General features: G+C 40.8%; 16 protein-coding genes and 1 pseudogene. 11 read left to right on the top strand and 6 right to left on the bottom strand.

The genetic code is table 11. From position 1 onward, the window contains the following. The first annotated feature begins 74 nt into the window (after positions 1-74). Both Q0590_RS30555 and Q0590_RS30550 read left to right on the top strand, forming a co-directional pair. The gene (locus Q0590_RS30555) at positions 75-3,236 is read left to right on the top strand and encodes an efflux RND transporter permease subunit (RefSeq protein ID WP_302041455.1); all 3,162 of its coding nucleotides are present in this window, start codon (positions 75-77) and stop codon (positions 3,234-3,236) included. Positions 3,237-3,247: 11 nt separating this feature from the next. Next, a complete protein-coding gene (locus Q0590_RS30550) occupies positions 3,248-4,696 on the top strand; it encodes a TolC family protein (protein ID WP_302041454.1) in 1,449 nt (482 codons plus the stop codon). Positions 4,697-4,854: 158 nt separating this feature from the next. On the opposite strand, the gene Q0590_RS30545 is transcribed toward Q0590_RS30550, so the two are convergent. Both Q0590_RS30545 and Q0590_RS30540 read right to left on the bottom strand, forming a co-directional pair. After that, entirely contained in the window at positions 4,855-5,199 is a 345-nt protein-coding gene (locus tag Q0590_RS30545) for a four-helix bundle copper-binding protein (RefSeq protein ID WP_302041453.1), read from the bottom strand. A 271-nt stretch (positions 5,200-5,470) separates the two neighbouring features. Further along, positions 5,471-5,965 carry a hypothetical protein gene (locus Q0590_RS30540; RefSeq protein ID WP_302041452.1) on the bottom strand — a complete coding sequence of 165 codons (495 nt, stop codon included), beginning with the start codon at positions 5,963-5,965 and terminating at the stop codon, positions 5,471-5,473. Between the two features lie 316 nt (positions 5,966-6,281). Here Q0590_RS30540 and Q0590_RS30535 point away from each other — a divergent pair, with 316 nt between their 5' ends. Together Q0590_RS30535 and Q0590_RS37655 are read left to right on the top strand one after the other, a co-directional pair. Beyond that, on the top strand, positions 6,282-6,755 hold the full coding sequence (locus tag Q0590_RS30535) for a hypothetical protein (protein WP_302041451.1): 474 nt from the start codon (positions 6,282-6,284) through the stop codon (positions 6,753-6,755). A 371-nt stretch (positions 6,756-7,126) separates the two neighbouring features. Beyond that, positions 7,127-7,243 (top strand): annotated as a pseudogene (locus tag Q0590_RS37655) (DUF4174 domain-containing protein); the annotation flags it as partial. Positions 7,244-7,273: 30 nt separating this feature from the next. Here the strand turns inward: Q0590_RS37655 and Q0590_RS30530 are convergent. The 4 genes from Q0590_RS30530 to Q0590_RS30515 form a co-directional block, all read right to left on the bottom strand. Beyond that, complete coding sequence (locus Q0590_RS30530; RefSeq protein WP_302041450.1) at positions 7,274-8,017, bottom strand: hypothetical protein; 744 nt, start codon at positions 8,015-8,017, stop codon at positions 7,274-7,276. 105 nt (positions 8,018-8,122) lie between these two features. Beyond that, positions 8,123-8,650, bottom strand: a complete 528-nt coding sequence (locus Q0590_RS30525) for a DUF421 domain-containing protein (RefSeq protein WP_302041449.1) — start codon at positions 8,648-8,650, stop codon at positions 8,123-8,125. 22 nt (positions 8,651-8,672) lie between these two features. Further along, a complete protein-coding gene (locus Q0590_RS30520; RefSeq protein WP_302041448.1) occupies positions 8,673-9,596 on the bottom strand; it encodes a mechanosensitive ion channel family protein in 924 nt (307 codons plus the stop codon). A 229-nt stretch (positions 9,597-9,825) separates the two neighbouring features. Next, positions 9,826-10,386: a DUF4136 domain-containing protein gene (locus Q0590_RS30515; protein ID WP_302041447.1), complete on the bottom strand. Its 561-nt coding sequence runs from the start codon at positions 10,384-10,386 to the stop codon at positions 9,826-9,828. 461 nt (positions 10,387-10,847) lie between these two features. On the opposite strand from Q0590_RS30515, the gene Q0590_RS30510 reads away from it, so the two are divergent. The 7 genes from Q0590_RS30510 (at position 10,848) to Q0590_RS30480 (ending at position 16,588) form a co-directional block, all read left to right on the top strand. Beyond that, positions 10,848-11,525 carry a response regulator transcription factor gene (locus tag Q0590_RS30510; protein WP_302041446.1) on the top strand — a complete coding sequence of 226 codons (678 nt, stop codon included), beginning with the start codon at positions 10,848-10,850 and terminating at the stop codon, positions 11,523-11,525. After that, positions 11,522-12,793 (top strand): sensor histidine kinase, encoded by a 1,272-nt coding sequence (locus tag Q0590_RS30505; protein WP_465269404.1) that lies wholly within the window; start codon positions 11,522-11,524, stop codon positions 12,791-12,793. Before Q0590_RS30510 ends, Q0590_RS30505 begins: the two co-directional genes overlap by 4 nt. A gap of 363 nt (positions 12,794-13,156) precedes the next feature. Continuing rightward, positions 13,157-14,026 (top strand): DUF8428 domain-containing protein, encoded by an 870-nt coding sequence (locus tag Q0590_RS30500; RefSeq protein WP_302041444.1) that lies wholly within the window; start codon positions 13,157-13,159, stop codon positions 14,024-14,026. Positions 14,027-14,192: 166 nt separating this feature from the next. Continuing rightward, positions 14,193-14,354 (top strand): hypothetical protein, encoded by a 162-nt coding sequence (locus Q0590_RS30495; RefSeq protein WP_302041443.1) that lies wholly within the window; start codon positions 14,193-14,195, stop codon positions 14,352-14,354. A 66-nt stretch (positions 14,355-14,420) separates the two neighbouring features. After that, positions 14,421-14,888 carry a sll1863 family stress response protein gene (locus tag Q0590_RS30490; protein WP_302041442.1) on the top strand — a complete coding sequence of 156 codons (468 nt, stop codon included), beginning with the start codon at positions 14,421-14,423 and terminating at the stop codon, positions 14,886-14,888. A gap of 213 nt (positions 14,889-15,101) precedes the next feature. Beyond that, positions 15,102-16,379: a DUF2254 domain-containing protein gene (locus Q0590_RS30485; protein ID WP_302041441.1), complete on the top strand. Its 1,278-nt coding sequence runs from the start codon at positions 15,102-15,104 to the stop codon at positions 16,377-16,379. Between the two features lie 2 nt (positions 16,380-16,381). Beyond that, positions 16,382-16,588, top strand: coding sequence for a chloride channel protein (locus Q0590_RS30480; RefSeq protein ID WP_302041440.1), 207 nt, complete (start codon positions 16,382-16,384; stop codon positions 16,586-16,588). Positions 16,589-16,742 lie beyond the last annotated feature (154 nt).

The following is a 16,742-nucleotide window of genomic DNA, read 5'->3' as shown; positions in this document are numbered from 1 at the left end:
CACAGCATTGTGCTTTGGCTGATCTAACCTTAAATTATATGTAAAAACTATTAACCGCTTAGAACGCAAAATTCATGTTTGATATATTTATAAAAAGACCTGTCCTCTCCTTAGTTATATCCTTATTTATTACCCTAATGGGGTTGCTGTCCATGTCTACTCTGCCAGTTACCCAGTTCCCGGAAATTGTTCCACCCTCCGTTACTGTTACTGCCAAATATACTGGAGCCAATGCAGAAGTATGTACCAAAGCGGTAGCAACCCCCCTGGAAAGAGCCATCAACGGCGTACCGGGCATGACCTATATGACCTCTGTTTCCAGTAACAATGGGACTACACTCATACAGGTGTTCTTTGATGTAGGCATTGATCCTGACCTGGCAGCAGTGAATGTACAAAACCGCGTGCAAACCATTATTGACGAGTTGCCGGAAGAGGTGATTAAGGCCGGGGTAACCACTGAGAAAGAAGTAAACAGTATGTTGCTTTACCTCAATATCATCAACGAAGATCCGTCGGTGGGAGAGAAGTTTGTTTACAACTTTGCCGACATTAATGTGTTGCAGGAGTTAAAACGGATAGATGGTGTGGGCTTTTGTGAAATTATGGGCTCCCGTGAATATTCTATGCGGGTGTGGCTTAAGCCAGACCGTATGGCAGCTTACCAGGTATCTACCGATGAAGTAATTGAAGCCATCCGCAGCCAGAATGTAGAGGCAGCTCCAGGTAAAGCAGGCGAAAGCTCTGAAAAAACACCTCAAATGCTGCAATATGTGCTGCGCTATACCGGAAAGTTCTTTGAGCCCGCACAGTACGAAAGTATTGTAATTCGGGCTAATAAAGATGGCTCTATTCTTAAGCTAAAAGATGTAGCAGGCATTGAGTTTGGTTCTATGGACTATAGCATGTCCTCCAAAACCGACGGACGGCCATCTGCTTCTATTATGATTAAACAGCGGCCAGGTTCCAATGCCAGTGAAGTAATAGAAAATGTAAAACTACGGATGGCAGAGCTCAAAAAAAGCTCATTTCCCCCGGGTATGACCTATAACATTGCCTACGATGTGTCGCGTTTCCTGGATGCTTCCATGTATGAGGTTCTACGCACCCTGATAGAGGCATTTGTCTTGGTTTCTCTGGTGGTATTTATCTTCCTGCAAGATTGGCGGTCTACCCTGATTCCGGCGCTTGCTGTTCCGGTAGCCCTTATCGGTACATTTTTCTTCATGGACATGCTCGGCTTCTCTATCAACTTGCTTACCCTCTTTGCCATGGTGCTGGCTATAGGAATTGTGGTAGATAATGCCATCGTGGTGGTAGAAGCCGTGCATTCAAAAATGGAGGAGGAACACTTGTCACCCAGAGAAGCAACGTTTGCCGCCATGAAAGAGATTAGCGGAGCCATTGTTGCCATTACACTTGTGATGTCGGCTGTTTTTGTGCCGGTGGCTTTTATGTCTGGGCCGGTGGGTATATTCTACCGCCAGTTCTCTCTTACCCTGGCTATTGCCATTGTGATTTCCGGGATAAATGCGCTAACCCTTACCCCGGCCTTGTGTGCATTGCTGCTAAAAAACAAACATGGCCAGCAAAGAAAAGGCGTATTGGGCTGGGCATTCGGTAAATTCAATAAAGGGTATGAAGCTGTAGAAAACAAATACCGCAGAACAGTTCATTATTTAGCTGGAAGAAGGCTGGTTACAGTAGGGTTGTTGCTTCTCTTCTTTGCAGCCACCTGGGGAGTAAATGCTATTCTGCCAACTGGTTTTATTCCTACAGAAGACCAGGGGATGATTTATGTAAACGTAACTACGCCCTCTGGTGCAACGGTAGAACGCACGGAAGAAGTACTAGGCAAAATTGAACAGACTGCCCGCCGTATAGATGCTGTAGAAAATGTATCCACTCTGGCCGGGTATAGTCTGCTGACAGAGGCTGCAGGCGCATCTTATGGCATGGGTATGATCAACATGAAGGCCTGGGATGAGCGTACTGTATCTGCAGACGATATTATTGCCCGCCTGCAGGAACAAACCAGATATATCTCTGATGCAAAAATTGAGTTTTTTCCACCTCCAACCGTACCCGGCTTTGGTAATTCTAGTGGGTTTGAACTCCGTTTGCTAGACCGCGGAAGAAGCGGAAAATTACAGGCAACGGCAGAAGTGGCGGATAAATTCACGGAAGCTCTCAAAAGTGCACCAGAAATTAGTAGCGCCTTTACCAGCTTTGATGCCAGCTTTCCACAATACATGATCCATGTAGACCAGGAGATGGCAGCAAAAAAAGGAGTAACTATTGACAATGCCATGAACACCCTACAAACCTTGCTGGGTAGTTATTATGCGTCTAACTTTATCCGCTTTGGCCAGATGTACAAAGTAATGGTGCAAGCAGCACCTGATTACCGGGCCAAGCCAGAAGATGTACTGAACCTATTTGTCAAGAATAAAGACGGAGAGATGGTGCCTTTTTCTACTTTCATCAAACTGGAAAGAGTATATGGCCCCGAACAGCTCACACGCTACAATATGTACACCTCAGCCATGATTAATGGAAGTCCTGCTCCTGGCTACAGTAGTGGCGATGCCATAGAAGCAGTGGAGAGGGTAGCAAAAGAAACCCTGCCCAGAGGATATAGTTACGAATGGTCAGGGATGACCAGGGAGGAAATTTTATCCGGCAATCAAACAATGTATATTTTCATTATCTGCCTGGTGTTCGTCTATTTGCTACTCGCTGCTCAGTACGAAAGCTTCCTCCTGCCACTACCAGTCATTTTATCGTTGCCTACTGGTATTTTTGGCGCTTTTTTGGCATTAAAACTGTTTGGCCTGCAAAATAACATTTATGCCCAGGTGGCACTTGTCATGCTCATTGGTTTGCTTGGCAAAAATGCCATTCTCATTGTTGAGTTTGCCGTGCAACGCAGGCAGGAAGGATACTCTTTGCTGAAAGCAGCCGTAGAAGGAGCAGGAGCCAGGCTACGGCCTATATTAATGACATCTTTTGCCTTTATCGCAGGATTGATTCCTCTATGTATGGCAAGTGGGGCAGGTGCCCTAGGCAACCGCTCTATTGGTACAGCCGCCGCCGGAGGCATGCTGATAGGTACATTGTTTGGCGTAATACTGATCCCTGGCTTATATGTGCTATTTGCCGGTTTAACAGACAAACGCAAATCCAGAACAGCTACCCCATTAACCGAAGAAGAAGTTTCCATTTCCACTCATTAATCAGATTTTATATGCATTCAGATAAATCCAATATATTATACTTATTTCTCATTTGTTTACTTACCCTGGGCGGTTGTAAAGTGTCTGCACCAGTACACCAGCCGGTTGCTGCAAAAATGCCTGATTCTTTTTCTCAAAGAGCAGGTGCCGATTCAGTAAGTATTGGCTATATGTCATGGAAAGAATTTTTTGCAGATCAATACTTGACCAATCTAATAGATACAGCCCTGAGTAATAATCCGGATGTACTAATTGCCATTCAACGGGTAGAGAGGGCTAGGGCAGGTATACTGGCCAGAAAGGGTGCTTTGCTTCCCTCCTTAGATGTGGTAGCCAAAGCCGGTGTAGAAAAGTTTGGAGATTACACTATGAATGGAGTAGGTAATTATGACACCAACTTATCTGAAAATATTAGTGGAGACCGCAGAATTCCTACGCCTACACCTGATTATTTTTTAGGCCTAAGCAGCTCCTGGGAAATTGACATATGGGGCAAATTGAGAAACCAGAAAAAAGCTGCCTATTTGCATTTTCTGGCAAGTGAAAAAGGCAGGTATCTGGTAAAAACAGCCTTAGTAGCACAAGTGGCAAGTGCCTATTATGAACTGCTGGGATTGGATTATGAGTTGGAAATTATCCGGCAGAACATCCAATTGCAGCAAAAAGCTGTAGAGTTGGTAGAAGTGCAAAAAATGGCAGGTAGGGTAACTCAGCTGGCTGTACAACAATTCAGTGCCCAACTGCTCAATACCAAAAGCCTGGAAGCACAGGTACAACAAAAAATTGTAGCTACTACCAATAAATTAAATCTGTTAATGGGTAGATATCCACAGACCATTGCCAGAGGCAACCCTTTAATGGAACAGGCCCTACCCCAGACCATACAAGCGGGTATCCCATCGGGTATGCTTCGCCGTAGGCCGGACATCCGGCAGGCAGAACTATCGCTTGCTGCCAGTAAGGCAGATATAGATGCGGCCAAGGCAGCTTATTTTCCTTCCCTTACTATTTCTCCTTATCTGGGATTTAATTCATTCAATGCAGCTATGCTTTTTAACCCGGCCTCTATTGCTTATGGCTTGCTGGGTGGCTTAACAGCTCCTTTACTTAATAGGAAAAGAGTTAAGTCTGTTTACAATCAAAGGGTATCTGTAAGCAAAGAAGCATTTTACGAGTATCAGAAAGCCATATTAGCAGGATTTAGCGAAACAGTAACAAGCCTGGAAAGCATCGAAAATTACAGACGCGTAACCGAACTGAAAGAGCAGCAAGTAGACGTACTACGCCAGGCAGCCTCTACGGCCAACGACCTGTTTGTGGCCGGATTTGCCACTTACCTGGAAGTAGTAACAGCGCAAAGAAATGTGCTAGAGGCAGAACTTCAGTTAACAGCTACTAAGAAACAGCAATTTTTATCAATAATAGATCTTTACCGGGCACTGGGTGGCGGATGGGAGTGAGATTGCGTGTATTTATTTAAAGCTGTACTACATATTCTAGACAGAAGGCTTGTAGCAAGGTTGCTTATCTAGTAAATTATATAAGATAAATGCTCTCTGGACGCTGAATGCCTTGTTAGAGGGCGTCCAGAAAGTATTTATTTGAAGGATTAATTGGATTAACTTTGAGTAATTGGTTCGTGGTGTGCATGACAAGCCTCTGCACATTTACGGCAGGCTTCAGCGCATTTACGGCAATGGTCAGCTTTGTGTTTGGCGCATTCGTCTCCACACATCCTGCAAATTTCTTCGCAAAGTACCAGGTATTGGTGGGCAATCTTTGAGTCCCGTTGCAATAACCGGGCAGCTTGTGTACAGATATCTGCGCAGTCGCGGTCAAGGGCAATACAGGCAGCCATCATTTTTACATCGTCTTCTTGCAAACAGGCAGTGGCACAAGCTTCGCAAGCGAGGGCACAATCTAGTATGGTCTGAATTAATTCCTGATGATTATGTTTCTGCATAGTAGTACTTGTTTAAGTTAAAAAATGAATGAAAATTAATAATGGTATTCGCTAATTATTGATTGCTCAGTTGATTTTGCGTTAGCTCACTGATAGTCCGATAACTTATTTAGATTCAATAAATAAGGTATACGTACAAAGCAGCCGGAAGGGATCCGATTGAGAATAACATATGTTGTTATTAGCTGTGCAATAAGCCCTAACTTATTGCTCCAGATAATAGTAGAAAATGATTTCCATTTCAAATTCCCAAGCTCAAAATCAGAAGGATTTATTCTTTCAGGCTTTGCGTCAGGTTGGTTAATGTGTTTTCAATTTTTTTAACTGCCTCATCTATTTCAGTATAAGCCGTACTCCAATCTTTTTCTTCTATAGATTTCACCTGCTCTATTCTATTTGTTACGATATTTTTTTCAACTTGTAGATCGTTGATGGCTTGATTCACATTTTCCGTTGCACTTTGATTGGGAGAGTCTTTTGCAATTTTCTTCAGTTCATCTACACGCTTCTCTATTTCCTGGATGCGTTTTTCTAATGCTGTTATTTTGTTTTCTCTGGAATCGGCTGTGAACTCTTTTCTCGTTTCAATAGCCTGTTGGGTTTGCTCTTTAGCCTCTTGTGTTGCTTCCCTGGCTTCTTCTATGTTTTTGTCTACATCTTCTCTGGTTACCGTTTTATTAGTACTACAGCCAATTGTAGCAACGCAAAAAGTACCTATTATAATAGCATGTATCCCTACATTTACTAGTTTATTGAAGTATTTCATTTTTCCGTGGTTTAGTTAAAAATAATACACCTATTATTACCTACGTAAAAATTCAAAAATTAGGTTAAAATTTTAAAAATTATTCGTCTTTTTATCACGTATTGAATTGATAATTGATTGCCTACTTACTTTGGTCTTACTCTGATAAATAGTAAATTTCCATTATATAGCTTGTGTAATAAAGCTGTATAAATAAAACCTTATGGCTTGTTTGCCGTTCATCAAAATGAAAACACTTATGCATTTCTGTATTCATTGCTTGCTTTACAGCATTTAAATCAGCCGTTGAAATTCTGTTCCTGCTAAATCTTTTGTGATGAGAAAAAAACGAATAGAGGCTTCCGTACAAAATCCTGTTTCTGTAGATCAGCAATGGCTTGATCTGGAGAGCCTGACACAGGTAGAGTTTACTTCTGAGCAGATCGCTAATCCCATTGAAAATGCTTTTTCGCCGGATACAGATTCTACCTGGCGAGCCGCAAATCCTGGTAAGCAAACCATTCGCCTGTTGTTTGATCATCCTCAAAATAGTGAATGCATCCGTCTGCTCTTCAGGGAAGAAACTCAAGCCCGCACCCAGGAATTTTTACTGCGTTACTCGGCTGATGGCGGAATAAGTTACCAGGAAATTCTGCGTCAGCAATATACCTTCAGCCCGCCAGATACGTGCCTGCAGGTAGAGGAGTATAGGGTGCAACTACAAGGAATAACCGCTATGGAACTTACCATTATTCCTGATATAAATGGCGGTGGTGCACATGCATCAATGGTTCAGTGGCAAATAGCCTGATCTTTAAAGCTTGCCATTGACTTTCTTTACGTCTGAAAGCATTTTGTTTACTTCTGCTTATGAAAAAAGTCGCCTGTTTTCTACAGATAGTAGTTTTCCTGATTGGAGTAGCGTGTGCCTAACTAGGTACCCAAAGCGTGCAACTTCCCGATGACCTTATCTACCAGAACAGGTTACTGCTTATATTTACTCCCAAACGGGATTTGTCCCTCTATTAACGTGAAGAAGCGATGTTAGTAAAAAATGTAGAAAGGCTTGCCGAAAGGGATGTACAGGTTTACAGGCTTTTTCTCAGGAGTGGATTAAACCCCGAAAATAAAAGGCTCAATTCAGTCCAGGTGCTCAGCCTGTAAAGAAAGCATCAGGTTAAAGAAGATCAATTTATACATGTATTGGTGGGAAAAGACGGGGAAGTAAAATTGCGTAAAGAAGGATTTTTAAGCCCGGAGGAACTGTTTACTTATATTGACACCTTGTATGTAGAGTAGGAAAAAACATTGGCTTATCTGGCGTCCAGTCTATTGAGATGCCAGCAACAGCAACGCATAGAGCGTTACCCCACACAAAAAGGCCCCTGGACTACTTTCCCTGTCTTCGGGAAGTTCCTCTTTCATACTATTTAACACTATACTGCCAGCCAGGAAGGCAAACAAGGTGGTAACAACATGGATATCTACATCTACAACCATGCCCACTAACCAGCCGAATGCAATAGCGCTTGCTAATACCCAGCGCCCGGTATGATCATAGCGATGGTGATGATGTTGCCGTAACCCAAAATCATTGACAGTAAAATGAAGAGCCAGGGCAATGAAATAGAAAATCAAACTTTGTATTGTCTGCTCCTCCCGATGATTGAGCAGATAGCCAATCAAAAAATTATAAATTGAAAACGATACAATGTGTATCCAGAAAACTGATAGCCGATGTTGGGGTTCCTTTTGAGCAGAAGGTTTGTGACTGCCGTATTTTTTTACAAAGCGCTCTAACATATAGAAGAACGTAAACCCTAGTAATGCAAGCAGATAAACATGATGTTCTATAAAAGATAAAGATGCCGGCGTATTCTGGGTAAAAGTTTTCTGGCCTTCGTTAAGCTCAGGAAAAATATGAATAAACACATAGGCTACTGAAACGCCACCTGCCCCCGACAGCCATCTGCTCCGAGGCAACACTTGCAAAAACCGTAATTTACCGGCAAAAATGTGTGTTATAATTAACCCTAGTGCGGCAGCAATCGAATAAAGCAGGTTTTGATTCATATACTAAATACAGCTACTCCTTTTGCACCTTTACAATCAGTAAGTATCTATTCATAAAGGCAAACCCGTTGCAGGTTAAATTTTCAAGCACTATATGAGTTAGGTTTACAGCTTACCATCGCTGTTTACGTTTGAAAGCAGAGAGGGGGTAGAGGGTTTTAATTTCTCGATTACATTTACTTTTCCATTCGTTTCCAGTATCATGGCATCCACCTCTTCAAGGCTGCTTATTCCGTTTTTACGGGCAACAGCTATTAACTCATTTTCTGTAATTCGTTCACTCCGCATGGCTTTCTGCAAGAACTGTCCCTGGAAAAATAGCAGCCTAGGCTCAGACTTAATAAAATTACTGAATGATTTAGAGCGTACAGATAGCCAGGTAACAATATATTGCAAAAATATAAGCACACTGAAAGCCAGAATGCCGTCGCTAAGTGTAACGTCTTTGCTTAATAGCACACTAGCCAGGGTAGAGCCTAGGGCAACAGTTACCACAAAATCGAATGCATTCATTTTGGTAAGGGTGCGTTTCCCTGAAACCCTTAATAAAATAACTAATGAGGCATACGCTAACACACCAATGATTAAGATGCGAACTAAACTTTGCCAGTTATTATAAAAAATACTTTCCATACGATATTACGTTTGTATACTTTCAACCCGCACTGCTGTTAACCGACTGATTAATCACTTCAACCGATAAGTGTTTCTCGTGGTCATAGAGCTTCAACTCCTGTATATTGGCCGGTAAGCCATATCCGTTTGCCAGCAGTACTTTCTTTACTTGCATCATGATGTTTCCTTTCAGCTGCAGAATCCCTTTTTTATAATCGTCTGTTTCTGTCCAGAAGAAAACTTTCAGGTTTACTGTATTGGTAGCCAGTTCATCTACCACTACATACGGCGGATCTTTTTGTAACACACCCTCTACCTGAATGGCGGTGTCTTCTATCAACCGGCTGGCTTCTGCTATATCATCATTGTAATCTATACCAACGATAAAATCTATGCGGATAAGGCCATTGCGGGTATAATTAGTAATGGGGGTAGTAATAATAATGCCATTGGGAATGTACACATCTTTGCTGTCAAAAGTGCGGATATGCGTGGTCCGTAGATCTAAACCCGCCACCTTACCAATGACATCATTAATTTGTACGGTATCATGTACATTAAACGGACGATTGAAAGCCAGGATCAAGCCTGCCAGAAAATTCTGGGCAATATCCTTAAATGCAAAGCCCACAACGACAGCAGAAACACCCGCACCTGCCAGTAAGCCACCGGCTATTCCACTTAATCCTAAAGCCTGGCAAGCCAGTAAAATACCTACAATAACGATGGCCCATTTAGCCACAATGGCAATGTATTCAGCCGTTATCTGGTCATGAGCTTTTCCAGAAAATTTGCTACTCAATAGTCTCCTGATTTTAGTGGATAGAAGAAAGGCGACCACTAAAATAATGAGTGCAAAGAACAGGTTAGGCAATAGAAACAGGAAGCGCTCCCAATAGTCGGTTAATACTTTGGTAAAGTCTGTTATAAAATCACCAGGATGAAAATTTGTTTGCTCTTGCATAAGAATGTGTTGCCAACAACTGGTTTGTTGCTCTACGATAAGGTTGGCTGAAGCATAGGTGTATAAACTATAAACTTGGTTCCGGCAAGGAGGTAGCACTGATTTTTACTTTTAGGAGAGGCTCTTTAAGCATTTTTTTTGCTTTGTAGCTTTAAAAAAGGTTTAAGCTACTGCCTAAACCTTTTTGAGTAAAGAATAGTACACCAATTGTTATAAATTACATGTTCTCTTATAAGTTATCTGCCCGATGAGTATAGCTATCAAAGATCATAGATACTGCTTCGGCAATTTTATTTTTGTCTTTGTTAAACGCATTTCCATCCATTAACCCGGAAGCATATCCCTGCCACACCAATTCGCCGGTTTTTCTGTCTACCAGATGAATCATTACACTGCCTTCTTTTAAGTTTACCGTTTCTGTGGTAGTAAACCGATCGGCTTCCCCAGAACTCCAGTAACCATCACCCAGCCCTTGTAAGCCTTGTACCGTGGTGGCTTTATCAAATACCCTGAAATTTACCACCAGATCAGCGGAAGATGGGTCATGTTTGTATCCCCTTGAATCCATCTCATGTTTGACAGCGTCCCGTATATCAGCTTTTAAAACAAGGTCATTTAGAAAGAAAAATCCTGCATCCAGCTTGTTATCCACCTGGGAGGCAAATGCATAGGTATTGTACTCTTCCATATTAGCATCTGCATTTCCTGCTCCATCTACTTTGTAAGACTTGGTTGAACAAGCCGTAAAGAATAATAACATCATCAATCCTATAAAATTTACTTTTTTCATAATTTCCTCCTGTTTAATTAATTCAACATTTTAAACGTTCTTATTGAAACTGTGCCCGGCGAGCACTAATACCTATGGAAAAAAATGATATGAATCTTGATAGTTTAGTAAGCAACTAGTCTGTTTTAATTTTTTCCTGCTTTCAGATACCTGATGATAGCTCATATACTTCCATAGTGTAATTCGTATTTTCCGAAATAAGCATCAGTTAACAGCCCTAACGTAGCGATTCTGTAGTAAATCTGAAGTTTAAACCCATTTATTCAGACTTTATAAAAAAATTAATTATCGTTCGTTTACAAGCTGCCAAGGCAGATGGAAGAGGATAAACTTATTAGGAGAAAGGCCGTAGAACAGAGGTAGGATATCTTTCTTATATGCGACTGGTAATTTGAAAACAGAAGGATTAAATAGGAAAAACCAACGCCTGCAAGTATGACTTACTTTTATCAAGCTAACTTATGAAAATACTGGTTGTAGAAGACGAAGAAGAGCTGCTAGATTCCATCAGCACCTACCTTACCAAAGAAGGGTATCTTTGTGAACGGGCTTCTACCTATACCACAGCCAATCAAAAAATCATTATGTTCTCGTATGATTGCTGCCTGATAGATATCGGTCTGCCCGATGGCAATGGGTTAAAACTGATAAAGAAGTTAAAGCAGTATCAACCCAATACCGGGAGTATCATTATCTCTGCCCGGCATTCGCTGGATGATAAAGTACAGGGCCTCGATATTGGCGCCGACGACTACCTGACAAAACCTTTTCACTTGCAGGAACTCAATGCCCGCCTGAAATCTGTTTTCAGGCGCAGAATGCAGCAAGGCAATTCGGTAATTTGCTTTGAGGAAATAAAACTTGTTCCCGATACCTTTGAGGCCTATGTACATGAAAAGCTGCTACAACTAACTAAAAAGGAATTTGATCTCTTGCTTTATCTGATCAACAACCGGAACCGGGTTATTCCCAAACAAAATTTAGCCGAACATTTATGGGGAGATTATATAGATGAAGTGGGTTCTTTAGATTTTGTGTACACTCATATTAAGAACCTTCGCAAAAAGATACTTGAAAGTGGAGGAAAAGACTATCTGAAAACGATATATGGAGTAGGGTATAAATTTACAAATGCGTGAGGCTGCTTTATAAACATAGTCGCTATATACTGCTAACAAACTTGCTTATACTCTTGCTGGGCGGAATCTTGTTCTATGTCCTGTTTAACTACATTATCGATAGAAACATCCGTTCAACCCTTTATGAGCGCAGAGACTTTGCCCGGGAAAAACTAGCCTTTTCTGATAGTTTATATGTTTTCCAGAACTTTTCCTACCATATTTTTTCTATCAAACGTCTTCCAAAAGAGTATCCATTTACCGTAACGGAGCAAATCTCAGACACAGCTATTTTCGATCCGCTGCGCAAGGAAGCCTCTCTCTACCGGCAACTTACCTTTACGGATAACCTGCGTGGTCAACCTTTCCAGATTACTGTCCGCCGTCCGCTGATCGATGATTTTGAAATCCTGCGGGGTATTGTAGCCTCCTTATTGGTACTGGCGATGGTGCTGGGCTTAGCCCTGTATTTTTCTAACCGCATCGTTTCAAAAAAACTCTGGCAACCTTTCTATATTACCCTTTCAACATTAAAAGATTATCAGCTGGATGAACGGATCGAGCCTCAGTTTCCAAAAACAAATGTCCGGGAGTTTAATGAACTCATTGAAGCAGTAACCCGGCTGATCGAACGGACACGCAGAGATTATCTCAATTTAAAAGAGTATTCAGAGAACACCACGCATGAGATTCAAACCCCACTGGCTATTATTCAGAGCAAACTGGAACTGCTACAAGAACATGATCTTTCCATAGAACAGCTACAACTGGTAAACGCAGCTAACCTGGCCGTAAGCCGCCTGGCTAGGCTAAAGGAAACCCTTTTGCTACTAGTCCGCATAAAAAATAATCAGTATATAGATGCTCAACCTGTGGAAGTAGCCAAACTTATAGCTTCCCGGCTTGCCTATTTTGAAGAGTTGATGGAAATGAAACAGATCAGGCTAAGCAAACAACTCGATGAGCAGGCTAAATTGTTAATAAATCTGCCAGTAGCTGAAATACTTGTAGACAATCTGATAAGCAATGCCATTAAATATAATATCCCTGGCGGAGAATTAACGCTGGAATTAACAAATACTATGCTGCGTATCCGAAATAACGGAAAGGCCCCCACCAAACCTACTTCCACCTTTTTTAACCGTTTTGTTAAATCAGATTCAAATTCCAGATCACTTGGTTTAGGCTTATCAATTGTCAAAGCCATCTGTGAAACCAATCAACTTAGCGTAGAGTATCATTACCAGGATAATTATCACCAGATTAGTATTTATTTTCCCGGGCAGTAGTATAAAGTAACTGTACTTGCAAAGTCTACTTTGTTCTCTTATTTGTCTAAAGGTGCATAATATACCCCTACTAAATTACACCCAGTTACGCCTCTGCTTACCTATTAAGAAATTTGTCTACAGAGCCCCTGTACATGCCGTCTTGGGCTCAATCAAATACAGATTTGCTACAGAATTATTTCGTATAAATAAAAAGCACGGCTATAAAAGCAGCCGACAAGCATCAGGGTAATGATAATTTTTCACCTGTCGAAAGCAGGTTTTTGGGTAAATCAATAAAAGGGCAAGCCTTTCTTATCCCTTGATTGATTCAATTGTAACCAGATAAAATAGAACAGAGCCATTATTTAACTACCTAACATTATGGAAGTAACTAAAGCAAAGTTAAAAATATTGACGGGAGTAATCGCCGCATTGCTTCTGGTTTCCATAGCTGGAAACATTTACTACTGGGATAAAAGCCGCGATCTTTCAAGCGAAAAAGAAAGGGTAGAGCAAAAAGCAAATGCACTACTGCAGGGGCAGAGCCGTGATTTGAATGAGCTTAGAAAGCAAGTGGAGAAATCCAGTGAAGAGAAAAATGCCTTGACTTTGAAAGCAAAAGAACTGAACGGTTTGCTCACGCAGGTAAACAACGACTTATGGGAGTTACGCACCAGGAAAGCAACTGACGCTAAGAATCTGGAGTTAATGCGTAGCAGCAGTGAATCTAGATTATCAGATCTAAACAGCCGGGCAGACTTGCTGACAGACAAAAATACTTCATTAGCCAGGCAAAATACACAGCTAAACCAGAATGTAGATGTATTACGTGACAGTTTGCAGCAAATTACGAGTGAGTTAACTGCTGACGGCTTTCGCATGATAGCCCTTAAAAGCAATAATAAAGAAACAGCAAAAGCAAAAAAAGTAGCAGTTCTGACTGTTTCATTTGAGGTGCCGGCAGGGTTGGGGTTAAGTGGCCGAAAAGAAGTATATCTGAGCTTAACTGATGCACAAGGCAGTCCGCTAAAACCTTCACTGCGCACCATAACCCTGTTAAGTTCTGAAGAAGAAATACCAGTTCATGCAGTAAAGAGTATTGATTTTAACGGGCAGAAGGAGTCTGTTACCCTTACTGTGTATGATACAGATACTATTAAACCAGGTATGTATAAAGCGGCTATTTATACCGAAGACAAATACCTGGGTTCTGTAGAAGTACAATTCCGCGATAGCTTCTGGTTTTTTTGATATTCTTAATCAGTTTTATAAAGCATATTTCACATACTCATCTAGCCATTTTAACATGTATAGTACAAAACATATATATTAACAAACAACAATTCTTATTCTGGGATTAGCCATAAGCGTATCCTCTTGCAGCGATCATCCTAAACAGCAAGAAGGGGAAGTAGCCATGGATACTACGGCAGGTCAGGATGAACTCTACATTGATACCACCTCCTCCATCAGTTATGACATATCAGGTGAGGTTATTGAGAAAGGATCACCAGACCTGGATACATTAAAATATATAAACCGGGGCGAAAAACCTGAAAATACGTTTAAAGAGAAATAGCTCGAAAAGCAGTAATCGAATTGCAATGGAGTAAGGTAAGAACTGTGTATCAAAAAAAGCTATTTTATGAGCATAAACAACTACAAAAGTAAAGCCCTAGGCTTTTTTATCTTGATCATTTGTTTAGGGACGGTAAGCTTACCAGCGTGCAATTCCAGGCGTGACAATGATCTTAGGCAAGAACACGCCAATACCTACCTGACTGGTGATGAACTGGAAGGATATAAAGCATGGACTAAGGAGCAGGAAGAACATACAAAAATGTATCAGTATTTACTAGCCAAAGCAGATGATAGAATTGATCTATTGAAAGAGCAAATGGATTCGATGAGCGTAGAAAGACAAGCAATAGCCAGGGAGGATATAAATCGCCTGGAGACCCGGCAGGTAGTGCTCGAAAATAAATTGCAGAAACTTAAGCAGGCCAATGAACAAAATTGGGCTGAATTAAAAAAGGATGTAGAAGGGGCAGCAGATTCTTTGAATACCTATATAGAAAACCTGGACAAAAATGTGGAATTTGGAGCCATTTAGTTATGCTAGTCTACAAGAAATAAAATAGTAAGAAAATACTTACTGATTTAAAGTATCTTTCGCTTCCCGCGTATTATTTATACCACACAGTGCAGCCTACTACAACTGGTAAGATGCTATTAAAATCAAGCTATATTCTGAAGAGACAGCTTGATTTTCTTTTACTTTAACAAATTGCCTAAATGAAGAAAACAAGCTTTAAATCTAGAGAAAATGAATAGACAGTTTCAGTTAATTTATCAGAATATTGTCTCTAGTATAGCTTTTTTGCCTGCGATTATTAGCTTACTTTTCTTTTTGCTTTCTATTGGAATGGTATACTTCGACATACCCTTCTCAGAATTCTCCCTTGCCAAAAGTTTGGATGTGTTACTTGTTAAGGGGAATGACAATGCAAGGCATGTATTAAGCGCCCTTATCGGGGGAATTATCTCATTAACTGTGTTTAGTTTTTCCATGGTCATGCTGCTGCTCAACCAGGCATCCTCCAGCTTTACACCCAGAATCATTCCCGGCTTACTCACAGATAAAAAGCACCAGTTTGTCTTAGGCTTTTATATTGGTACCATTATCTATTGTATCATCATTATTTTAAATATTACCCCTGGTGAAGCCAGCCATAACTCTCCTAAGTTTGGTGTATTACTGGCAATGCTGTTTGGAATAGTGTGCCTGTCCTTGTTTATCTATTTTATTCATCTCATCTCCCAGAAAATCCAGGTAGATAATATCATCTCATTAGTCACAGCTAAATCAATTAAATTAATTGAAGCAAATAACCTGAGAAATAGCATGGAACTTGAAGATATAGACACTACACTTTGGTATCCACTAGCAAGCTTCAAAGCTGGTTATTTCAGTAGTCTTCATTCACACAAGCTGGAAAAGATTTGTAAGCATCAGCAGATACAAGTAAAAATGCTGTATCCACTTGGAAGCTATTTACTAGAGGGTACAGTTTTTTGTAGAATAAGCCTTAACATTCACAAAGACAAAGAATTAAAAGACAAATTACTTTCTTGTTTTGAGTTTACCTATGAGCCTTATGGCGAAAGCAATTATCTGCATGGGATAAATCAGCTTTCAGAGATAGCTGTAAAGGCCTTGAGCCCTGGCATTAATGATCCTGGTACGGCTCTTATTGCCTTAGATCATTTAAGTAAAGTATTTTGCTGCTTATATCAACCGGAGCAGAAAATAACTAGCAAGCATACTAAAATGCACCAATTAGTGATTCATCAGGAGTATTCTTTGCAGGAATTACTTTTTCATTTCATTCATCCGATTGGTAATTATGGCAAGAAAGACGCAAAAGTGCAGGCCAGGCTACTGGATTTTTATGGTCGCTTATTGCCTTTGGTTCAGCCTCAGGAGAAGCAGATCATTTACAGTGTAGTGGAAGAAGTAGTAGAAAGTATTGAAGAGAATATTCCTTCTCCCTCACAGGTAGCTATGTTAAAAAATCAGATAAGCAGGTTAAAAACGCCCTAGGTATGGCAGGTATTCTGTCGGGAGTAATGTATGCGCCATTAACAGCCGTCTTTCTTATAGCTGAAATTACTCAGGGGTATAATCTGATTATTCCACTTATGATTGTATCGGCAGTGAGTTATGTCATTGTACGCCGGATAGAAGCGTTCTCTATGGATACCCGAGAGCTGGCCCGCAAAGGCATTTGCTTACCTATAACCGTAATCTAAATATTTTGCGTTCTCTATCTTTGGAAACATTGGTTGAAAAAAATTTTCATCCAATAAGATCATGTTTAAAAAGTAGAGAGGCAGAAATTGCAAGAATGCTAATTGAACAAAAAAGGGAATCAGCTAATAACTTAGTGTGACCAAACAACAAAGT

It is taken from the genome of Rhodocytophaga aerolata (assembly GCF_030503435.1).
Classification (GTDB): Bacteria; Bacteroidota; Bacteroidia; order Cytophagales; family 172606-1; genus Rhodocytophaga; species Rhodocytophaga aerolata.
The sequence above is the reverse complement of the archived record's forward strand: the minus strand, read 5'-3'. Positions and strand labels throughout refer to the sequence as shown.

Bases quoted from the DNA above. Each gene is read 5' to 3' on its own strand.
- Q0590_RS30555 (WP_302041455.1), top strand. From the start codon at position 75: ATGTTTGATATATTTATAAAAAGACCTGTCCTCTCCTTAGTTATATCC.
- Q0590_RS30550 (WP_302041454.1), top strand. From the start codon at position 3,248: ATGCATTCAGATAAATCCAATATATTATACTTATTTCTCATTTGTTTA.
- Q0590_RS30545 (WP_302041453.1), bottom strand. From the start codon at position 5,199: ATGCAGAAACATAATCATCAGGAATTAATTCAGACCATACTAGATTGT.
- Q0590_RS30540 (WP_302041452.1), bottom strand. From the start codon at position 5,965: ATGAAATACTTCAATAAACTAGTAAATGTAGGGATACATGCTATTATA.
- Q0590_RS30535 (WP_302041451.1), top strand. From the start codon at position 6,282: ATGAGAAAAAAACGAATAGAGGCTTCCGTACAAAATCCTGTTTCTGTA.
- Q0590_RS30530 (WP_302041450.1), bottom strand. From the start codon at position 8,017: ATGAATCAAAACCTGCTTTATTCGATTGCTGCCGCACTAGGGTTAATT.
- Q0590_RS30525 (WP_302041449.1), bottom strand. From the start codon at position 8,650: ATGGAAAGTATTTTTTATAATAACTGGCAAAGTTTAGTTCGCATCTTA.
- Q0590_RS30520 (WP_302041448.1), bottom strand. From the start codon at position 9,596: ATGCAAGAGCAAACAAATTTTCATCCTGGTGATTTTATAACAGACTTT.
- Q0590_RS30515 (WP_302041447.1), bottom strand. From the start codon at position 10,386: ATGAAAAAAGTAAATTTTATAGGATTGATGATGTTATTATTCTTTACG.
- Q0590_RS30510 (WP_302041446.1), top strand. From the start codon at position 10,848: ATGAAAATACTGGTTGTAGAAGACGAAGAAGAGCTGCTAGATTCCATC.
- Q0590_RS30500 (WP_302041444.1), top strand. From the start codon at position 13,157: ATGGAAGTAACTAAAGCAAAGTTAAAAATATTGACGGGAGTAATCGCC.
- Q0590_RS30495 (WP_302041443.1), top strand. From the start codon at position 14,193: ATGGATACTACGGCAGGTCAGGATGAACTCTACATTGATACCACCTCC.
- Q0590_RS30490 (WP_302041442.1), top strand. From the start codon at position 14,421: ATGAGCATAAACAACTACAAAAGTAAAGCCCTAGGCTTTTTTATCTTG.
- Q0590_RS30485 (WP_302041441.1), top strand. From the start codon at position 15,102: ATGAATAGACAGTTTCAGTTAATTTATCAGAATATTGTCTCTAGTATA.
- Q0590_RS30480 (WP_302041440.1), top strand. From the start codon at position 16,382: ATGGCAGGTATTCTGTCGGGAGTAATGTATGCGCCATTAACAGCCGTC.